Origin of the sequence: Nocardioides taihuensis (genome assembly GCF_042657275.1) — a bacterium.
Classification (GTDB): domain Bacteria; phylum Actinomycetota; class Actinomycetes; order Propionibacteriales; family Nocardioidaceae; genus Nocardioides; species Nocardioides taihuensis.
In genome coordinates this window covers 1-7107 of record NZ_JBHSKD010000005.1, presented here as the reverse complement: position 1 = coordinate 7107, position 7107 = coordinate 1, and the positions used below count along the sequence as shown (strand labels likewise).

At 64.3% G+C, this 7107-nt stretch carries 8 protein-coding genes and 1 pseudogene; 7 read left to right on the top strand and 2 right to left on the bottom strand.

Features of this window, described 5'->3' with window-relative positions; genetic code table 11:
- From pgi to moaA, 5 genes and pseudogenes are all read left to right on the top strand, one after another.
- Positions 1–1228 (top strand): glucose-6-phosphate isomerase (gene pgi, locus ACFPGP_RS05765; RefSeq protein WP_378588138.1); only part of this gene is annotated, 1228 nt, incomplete at its 5' end.
- Positions 1225–3349: pseudogene (gene tkt, locus ACFPGP_RS05760) on the top strand (transketolase). The gene pgi and the pseudogene tkt, both read left to right, overlap by 4 nt.
- Complete coding sequence (locus ACFPGP_RS05755; protein WP_378588136.1) at positions 3340–4017, top strand: LLM class flavin-dependent oxidoreductase; 678 nt, start codon at positions 3340–3342, stop codon at positions 4015–4017. Before tkt ends, ACFPGP_RS05755 begins: the two are co-directional and overlap by 10 nt.
- A complete protein-coding gene (locus tag ACFPGP_RS05750; protein WP_378588134.1) occupies positions 4014–4346 on the top strand; it encodes an LLM class oxidoreductase in 333 nt (110 codons plus the stop codon). Before ACFPGP_RS05755 ends, ACFPGP_RS05750 begins: the two co-directional genes overlap by 4 nt.
- Before the next feature lie 152 nt (positions 4347–4498).
- Positions 4499–5527, top strand: a complete 1029-nt coding sequence (moaA, locus tag ACFPGP_RS05745) for a GTP 3',8-cyclase MoaA (protein WP_378588132.1) — start codon at positions 4499–4501, stop codon at positions 5525–5527.
- An 8-nt stretch (positions 5528–5535) separates the two neighbouring features.
- Here the strand turns inward: moaA and ACFPGP_RS05740 are convergent, their stop codons facing one another.
- Both ACFPGP_RS05740 and ACFPGP_RS05735 read right to left on the bottom strand, forming a co-directional pair.
- Positions 5536–5982 carry a molybdenum cofactor biosynthesis protein MoaE gene (locus ACFPGP_RS05740; protein ID WP_378588129.1) on the bottom strand — a complete coding sequence of 149 codons (447 nt, stop codon included), beginning with the start codon at positions 5980–5982 and terminating at the stop codon, positions 5536–5538.
- A 3-nt stretch (positions 5983–5985) separates the two neighbouring features.
- A complete protein-coding gene (locus ACFPGP_RS05735) occupies positions 5986–6237 on the bottom strand; it encodes a MoaD/ThiS family protein (protein ID WP_378588127.1) in 252 nt (83 codons plus the stop codon).
- A 247-nt stretch (positions 6238–6484) separates the two neighbouring features.
- On the opposite strand from ACFPGP_RS05735, the gene ACFPGP_RS05730 reads away from it, so the two are divergent.
- Together ACFPGP_RS05730 and ACFPGP_RS05725 are read left to right on the top strand one after the other, a co-directional pair.
- The gene (locus ACFPGP_RS05730) at positions 6485–6757 is read left to right on the top strand and encodes a VWA domain-containing protein (protein ID WP_378588140.1); all 273 of its coding nucleotides are present in this window, start codon (positions 6485–6487) and stop codon (positions 6755–6757) included.
- Positions 6750–7107 (top strand): XdhC family protein (locus ACFPGP_RS05725; protein ID WP_378588125.1); only part of this gene is annotated, 358 nt, incomplete at its 3' end. The genes ACFPGP_RS05730 and ACFPGP_RS05725, both read left to right, overlap by 8 nt.

Sequence of the window (7107 nt, the reverse complement as noted above, 5' to 3'; positions counted from 1 at the left end):
AGAACGCGACATGCGTCAACAATCACGGCTCGACCCTGCGTTCTTTAGGAGACACGCCCTAGGTCCAGCCATGGCCTGTCAGGCCCTTGGCCCCTTCAAGGATCCGGACCTCGACGTCAGGTTCGTCTCGAACATCGACGGGGCAAATCTGGCCGACGCGGTTCGCGGGCTGGATCAGGCCGAGACGTTGTACGTCGTCGTGTCCAAGACCTTCGCAACTACCGAGACGCTGACGAACGCGCACTCGGCACGACGCATCCTGGTCGAGGCACCTGGCTCCGACGATGCGGTCGCTGCGCACTTTGTTGCCGTCAGCACTGCTCTCGACCTCGTCGAGGAGTTCGGCATCTCGAGAGAGAATGCCTTTGGATTCTGGGACTGGGTCGGCGGACGTTACTCCCTCGACTCGGCAGTCGGGCTCTCGTTGATGATCGCGATCGGACCAGAAAACTTCCGGCGGATGCTCGAAGGTTTCCGCTCGATGGACGAGCATTTCAAGACCGCTGCCTTTGACGAGAACATGCCCGTGCTGATGGCACTCATCGGCATCTGGTACAACAACTTCTTCTCTGCCGAGACTCATGCCGTCCTTCCCTACAGCCACCTCCTCGGACGTTTCCCTGCCTACCTTCAGCAGCTGGACATGGAGAGCAACGGCAAGCGCGTCGACACGCTCGGCCGGGAGCTCCTCGTCCACACAGGTCCTGTCGTGTGGGGTGAGCCCGGAACAAATGGGCAGCACGCCTTCTATCAACTGCTCCACCAAGGCACGCGGCTCATCCCGTCCGACTTCATCGGTTTCCTGGAGCCGGTGGTTGGATCCGAGGAGCACCATTCGCTCCTCATGGCCAACTGTTTCGCTCAGACGGAGGCACTCGCTTTCGGGCGAAGCGCGGCCGAGGCCAGGGCAAGCGGCATCGCTCCGGACATGGTGCCTCATCGCGCGTTCCCGGGGAACAGCCCGTCCAACACCCTGATCGCGCCGGCTCTCACGCCGTTTGTCCTCGGACAACTCGTCGCCCTCTATGAGCACCGCACCTTCGTCCAAGGGGTGATCTGGGGCGTGAACTCGTTCGACCAGTGGGGTGTGGAACTGGGCAAGCAGCTCGCCACCACGATCACGGCCGAGCTCAGGTCCGCCGACGAACCTGACCTCTCCCACGATTCATCCACAACAGCGCTGATCGAGCGGTACCGTCGATCGGCGCAAAGCCGAGGAGTCTCATGACCTCACCGAGCAACGACGTACGGGCCTTCGAATGGGCCGACGTCGACAAGAAGACCGTGGACGTGTGTCGGGCTCTGGCCATGGACGCAGTTGAAGCGGCGGGGTCCGGTCACCCAGGCACCGCGATGAGCCTGGCACCCGCTGCGTTCCTGTTGTTCTCGAGGTTGCTGAGGCACGACCCCAGCGATCCGCACTGGGTCGGTCGCGACCGCTTCGTACTCTCGTGCGGCCACTCCAGCATGACGCTCTACACCCAGCTGTTCCTGTCCGGGTACGGCCTCACAATCGAGGATCTGGCTCAGCTGCGCCAGTGGGGTTCGCTCACTACGGCGCATCCAGAGCACGGCCACACGCCCGGAGTCGAGGTGACGACCGGGCCGCTCGGCCAAGGCGTCGCGAACGCGGTCGGCATGGCCATGGCCGCTCGACGGACCCGGGGGCTTCTCGACCCGGACGCGCCCGCACGGGAGAGTGTCTTCGACAGCACGATCTGGGTGTTCGCATCGGATGGGGACCTTCAAGAAGGGGTGAGCGCAGAAGCCTCGTCGCTTGCCGGCCATCAGAAGCTGGGCAATCTCGTCCTGTTGTGGGACGACAACCGCATCTCGATCGAGGGCGACACGAGGGCAGCGATCAGCGAGGACGTCGCGGCGCGCTATTCGGCGTACGGCTGGCACGTCCAGCACGTTGCGGACGCCGAGGATGTGGAGGCCCTGCACGCGGCGTTCCTGGCTGCGCGCAACGAGCATGGTCGCCCATCGTTCATCCGCATGCAGTCGACCATTGCCTACCCGGCCCCGAATGCGCGCAACACTGCGGCATCGCACGGCTCTGCTCTCGGCGCCTCCGAGGTGGCGGCGACAAAGGTCCTTCTCGGCCTCGATCCCGAGAAGTCATTCGACGTCCCCGAGGACGTGCTCGCCCACACTCGCGGGATCGCGGACGACAGACGCTCGCTTCGCAAGCTCTGGCAGGAGCAGTACGAGTACTGGGCGCAGCAGCACCCGGAACGCGCGGCGCTGCACGGTCGGCTGCAGGAGCGTCGGCTACCTGAGGGCTGGCAGACAGCGATCCCGTCTTTCGCGCCGAGTCCGCAAGGGCTGGCCACCCGTCAGGCCTCGGGCAGTGTCCTGGGTGCCCTGGCGGACACCCTTCCGGAACTCTGGGGCGGCTCCGCCGACCTCGCCGGGAGCAACAACACGACCATGAAGGATGAGCCGTCGTTTCTCCCCGACGGAAACGAGTACCCGAACGGCAAACCCTACGGCCGGACCATCCACTTCGGTATCCGGGAGCACGCCATGGGCTCCACCATGAACGGCATCGCGCTGCACGGCGGCCTTCGGGTCTATGGCGGCACTTTCCTGGTGTTCAGCGACTACATGCGCCCCGCCGTCCGCCTGGCGGCATTGATGAAGCTGCCGGTCACCTACGTGTGGACGCATGACTCGATCGGCCTGGGCGAGGACGGCCCGACGCACCAGCCCATTGAACATCTCGCGTCGTTGCGCGTCATCCCGGGGTTCGACGTCGTTCGTCCCGCGGACGCGAATGAGACAGCCGTGGCCTGGCGCACTATTCTCGAGCACTACGACCGGCCTGCGGGCCTCTGCCTCACGCGGCAGAACGTTCCCACCCTGGATCGTTCCTGCCTCGGTAGCGCGGAAGGGGTGGCGCGGGGTGGCTACGTCCTGGCAGATTCCGTATTGGGACCTCCCCAGGCCATCCTGATCGCCACCGGCTCAGAAAGTGCATATTGCGTTGCGTGCCTGGCAACGACTCGAGAACATGAACATTCCGACTCGGGTCGTCTCCATGCCGTGCATCGAGTGGTTCCGCGACCAGGACTCCGACTACCGCCAGAGTGTCCTCCCCGTGGAGGTGAAGACGCGAGTCTCCATCGAGGCTGGAGTCCGCGCACCGTGGCTCGAGTTCGTGGGCGACGGAGGGGACTGCATCTCTCTCGAGACCTATGGGGCGAGCGCCCCGTACGAGATCCTTTACGAGCAGTTCGGACTGACGGCAGACCACCTCATCGGATCGGTTCGACGGCTGTTGACCGAATCCGAAACACTGGGCACCACGCATCACAGCGATCCCAAGGAGTCCTCGTGGAACTGAAGATTGGCTACAAGGCCTCAGCGGAGCAGTTCGGACCGCCACCACTGGTTGAGTACGCGGTTTCGGCAGAAGAGCTGGGTTTCGACAGCGTCGTCACCTCTGACCACTTCCTCCACCTGGCGTCATGCCGGAGGCCACGCCCGTTCTCCTTGGCATGGATGAACGCCGTGGGAGAACGCACCTCACGCGTCAAGATCGGCACCAGCGTCCTGACACCAACAGTCCGGTACACCCCAGCCGTGGTTGCCCAGCCCTTCGCCACGATGGCCATGCTCAGCCCCGGGCGGGTGATGCTCGGGATCGGCACCGGCGAAGCACTCAACGAGATCGCAGTCTCGGGCAGGAAATGGCCAGACTTCAAGGAGCGGTACGCCCGGCTACCCGAGTCCGGGACGTTGATCCGCAGACTTTGGACCGAGGACGAGGTGTCCACGCGCGGTGACTACTTCACCACCGTCAAGGCAAAGACCTACGACCGCCCTGAGCAGCCGATCCCCGTCTACGTCGCAGCAGGCGGTCCGATGATGGCGAAGTATGCCGGCCGAGTAGCAGACGGATTCGTCTGCACTGCCGGCAAGGGAATCGACCTCTACACCGACAGACTGTTGCCAGCCGTGGCGGAGGGCGTGGAGGTTTCAGGACGGGCCATCACTGACATCGACCGATGATCGAGATCAAGCTCTCCTACGACCGAGACCCTGCCCAAGCTTTGGAGAGCACCCGATTCTGGGCTTCACTTTCACTCACGCCGGAACAGAAGCACAGAGTCGACTCAGCTGAGGAAATGGAGCGGCTCGCTGACCAGCTGCCGCTCGAGCAAGTCGCCAAGCGATGGATCGTTGCGTCCGACCCAGACGAAGCAGTTGCACAGATCAAGACGTACGTCGACGCCGGCTTCCACCACCTCGTCTTCCACGGCCCGGGGCACGACCAAGGTCGCTTCCTGCAACAGATGGCCCAGGACATCGTGCCCAGACTGCGCAGTTTGGCCGGCTGAGGGCACTCCTACTTCGATACGGAAGTCATCGGCAGGTACTGACCGCTTGGAGCGAGCCGAACCACGACCGCCAGTGTTTGGCATTGCAACCCTACACTGGTGCATCAGCCCAGAAGCAACTCGGCAATCGGAAGAGATAAGCGGAGGAAAAGATGAGCGACGAAGTGATGAGTGGGGTGCCTGCGTCCGGTCATGTGGACCGCCTCGGGCGAGCACTGACGGATCTGCGTCTCTCGGTCACAGATCGATGCAACTTCCGCTGCCGTTACTGTATGCCGCGCGAGCTCTTCGGCGCCGACCACACCTTCCTTGAGCGGGACGAACTGCTGACCTTCGAGGAGATGACGCGCCTGCTCGAGGTTTTCAAGAGTCTGGGGGTGCGTAAGGTCCGTCTCACGGGGGGAGAGCCGCTGCTGCGGCGCGGACTCCCCGCGTTGGTCGGTATGCTCCCAAAGTTTGACGACCTGGCAATGACCACTAACGGAGTGCTGTTGCCGCGGCTCGCTACACCGTTAGCGGAAGCCGGCCTACACCGGGTGACAGTCAGCCTGGACGCCTTGGACGATGAGACATTCCAGAAGTTGGCGGACACCCCGATGCGCGTGGCCGACGTGGTGGCGGGGATCGACGCAGCCCGGGAGGCCGGGCTGGCGGTGAAGGTGAACACTGTCCTACAGCGCGGCGTGAACGACGACCAATTGGAGCAGATGGCCGAGTGGGCTCGCGAGAGAGGCCTCACCTTGCGGTTCATCGAATACATGGACGTGGGGACCACCAACGGATGGCGCCGGGAAAAGGTGGTGCCTGCCGTGGAGATTCGGGACCGGTTGGCGGCCCGGTGGTCGCTCGCGCCGGTGCAGCCAGAAGTCTACGGAGAGGTGGCCTCGCGATACCGCTACATCGATGGGGTCGCCGAGGTCGGCATTATATCCTCGGTCACGCGGCCATTTTGCCGCACTTGCACGCGGGCGCGTATCTCCTCGATCGGGGAGCTATACACATGCCTGTTTGCCGCCAGCGGTACCGACCTGCGCCAGCTCGTACGTGGTGGCGGGGATAATCAACGGTTGGCAGAGGCGATCAAACAGGTTTGGGGCTTGCGAACCGACCGGGCCTCCGAGCTGCGCAGCGAAGGCGGACTTCTTGGTCCCCGCGTCGAGATGTCCTACATCGGCGGCTGAGCCGGCGATCACGGCGAGTTGACCCACTCCTCGTCGCCGTCGGTGAAGACTTGGCGTTTCCAGATAGGGATGCGGGCCTTGACCCGCTCCACCAGGTCCTCACATGCCCGGAACGAGGCGGCGCGGTGAGAGCTGCTCACTACAGCCACGAGGGCGACGTCGCCTATGTCGAGCCTTCCGATCCGATGGTGGGCCGAGAGTGCCTGCACGTGCGGATGGTCGTCGAGGATTTCGGCGGTCACCTCGCGCAGCACGTCATTAGCCGAGGGATGAGAGGAGTATTCCAACCAGTTCACTCCACGTCCCCCGTCGTGGTTGCGCACGAGGCCGACGAATAGGACAGCCGCTCCTGTGCTGGCTCGCTGCACGTGTTCGAGCACCCTGGTTGGTTGCAGTGTCTGTTCCGAGACGCTGGTGTACGCGAGGGACTGCTGTCCGTCGAGTGTCGGGTCCATTACTCAGCCTCCGGCGAAAGGGGGGAGGACGTCGATCTGAGCGACGTCGTGTAGTTGCCTCGTACGGTCGTGGCATACCTGCCCGTCCAACAGGAGGGAGGAGACGCCCAGGATCGCATTCATCGGTTCGCCGTGACGGACGGCTACAACCTCGAGAAGGGTCGACAAGTCGGCGGCTGCCAGGTGCTCGCTGGCCACTCCCGCCGCGGCGCGGGCGGCCGCGAAGTAGCGCACCTGCACGATGGAATCAGCCACGGGACCCCAGATATCTTGGGAAAGGTTGATGGTACTGACTCATGCGGGTCACACACCCACGATGGCACGGACCGCGCAGCCATGTGTGCGCAATGCACTGATCTGACTTGAGTATGTCCGCAGTGCACCTTCCTGGAGGTAGTGGCCCACAGTAAGTTCGAGGCACGGCCAGCGCAGCACGACCGGCCGGGCTCGGCAGGTCGGGTGCCGCGCCCGAGGTTCATCCCGTTCCGGGCCGTCGAGCAAGATTCGATCGCGCAAGGAGGCATCCGGATGGGTTCGCGTCATCGTCTTCAGTGACGGTTGGGAGCGCGGCGAACCGGAGGCTCTCGGCGAGCAGGTGCGTCGTCTGCGTGCCTTGGCCTATCGGGTGGTCTGGGTCAACCCCCACCGAGGGCTTCCCGGCTACGCCCCGATCCAGGGTGGCATCGTCGCAGTGCTCCCTCACTGCGACGACTTCCTCGCGGGTCATTCACTCGCGACATTTGAGGAGTTGACGGAGGTGGTCGCGCGTGCGTGAGGTGATGGATGAGCTGCTGGCGTGGTGGGAAGCCGGGGAGGTGGTCGGGGTGGGCACAGTGGTGGCCACATTCCGGTCGGCACCTCGTCCCGCCGGCGCGTCGATGCTCGTCGGCCCGGGCGGGGTGGCCGTCGGGTCCGTGTCCGGGGGTTGTGTCGAGGGTGCCGTCTACGAACTCGCTGAATCGGTCGTCGCGTCTGGGTCGCCGATGCTGCAGCGGTACGGTGTCTCTGACGACGACGCCTTCGCGGTGGGCCTGACCTGCGGAGGAATCCTCGACGTGTTTGTCGAGAAGGTCTCGCGCGAGACCTTCCCCGAGCTCGGGGAAGTCGCCGGCGACATTGCGGCCG

What these genes read in the sequence shown, in the direction of transcription:
- moaA (WP_378588132.1), top strand. Translation starts at nt 4,499, where the DNA reads ATGAGCGACGAAGTGATGAGTGGGGTGCCTGCGTCCGGTCATGTGGAC.
- ACFPGP_RS05750 (WP_378588134.1), top strand. Translation starts at nt 4,014, where the DNA reads ATGATCGAGATCAAGCTCTCCTACGACCGAGACCCTGCCCAAGCTTTG.
- ACFPGP_RS05740 (WP_378588129.1), bottom strand. Translation starts at nt 5,982, where the DNA reads ATGGACCCGACACTCGACGGACAGCAGTCCCTCGCGTACACCAGCGTC.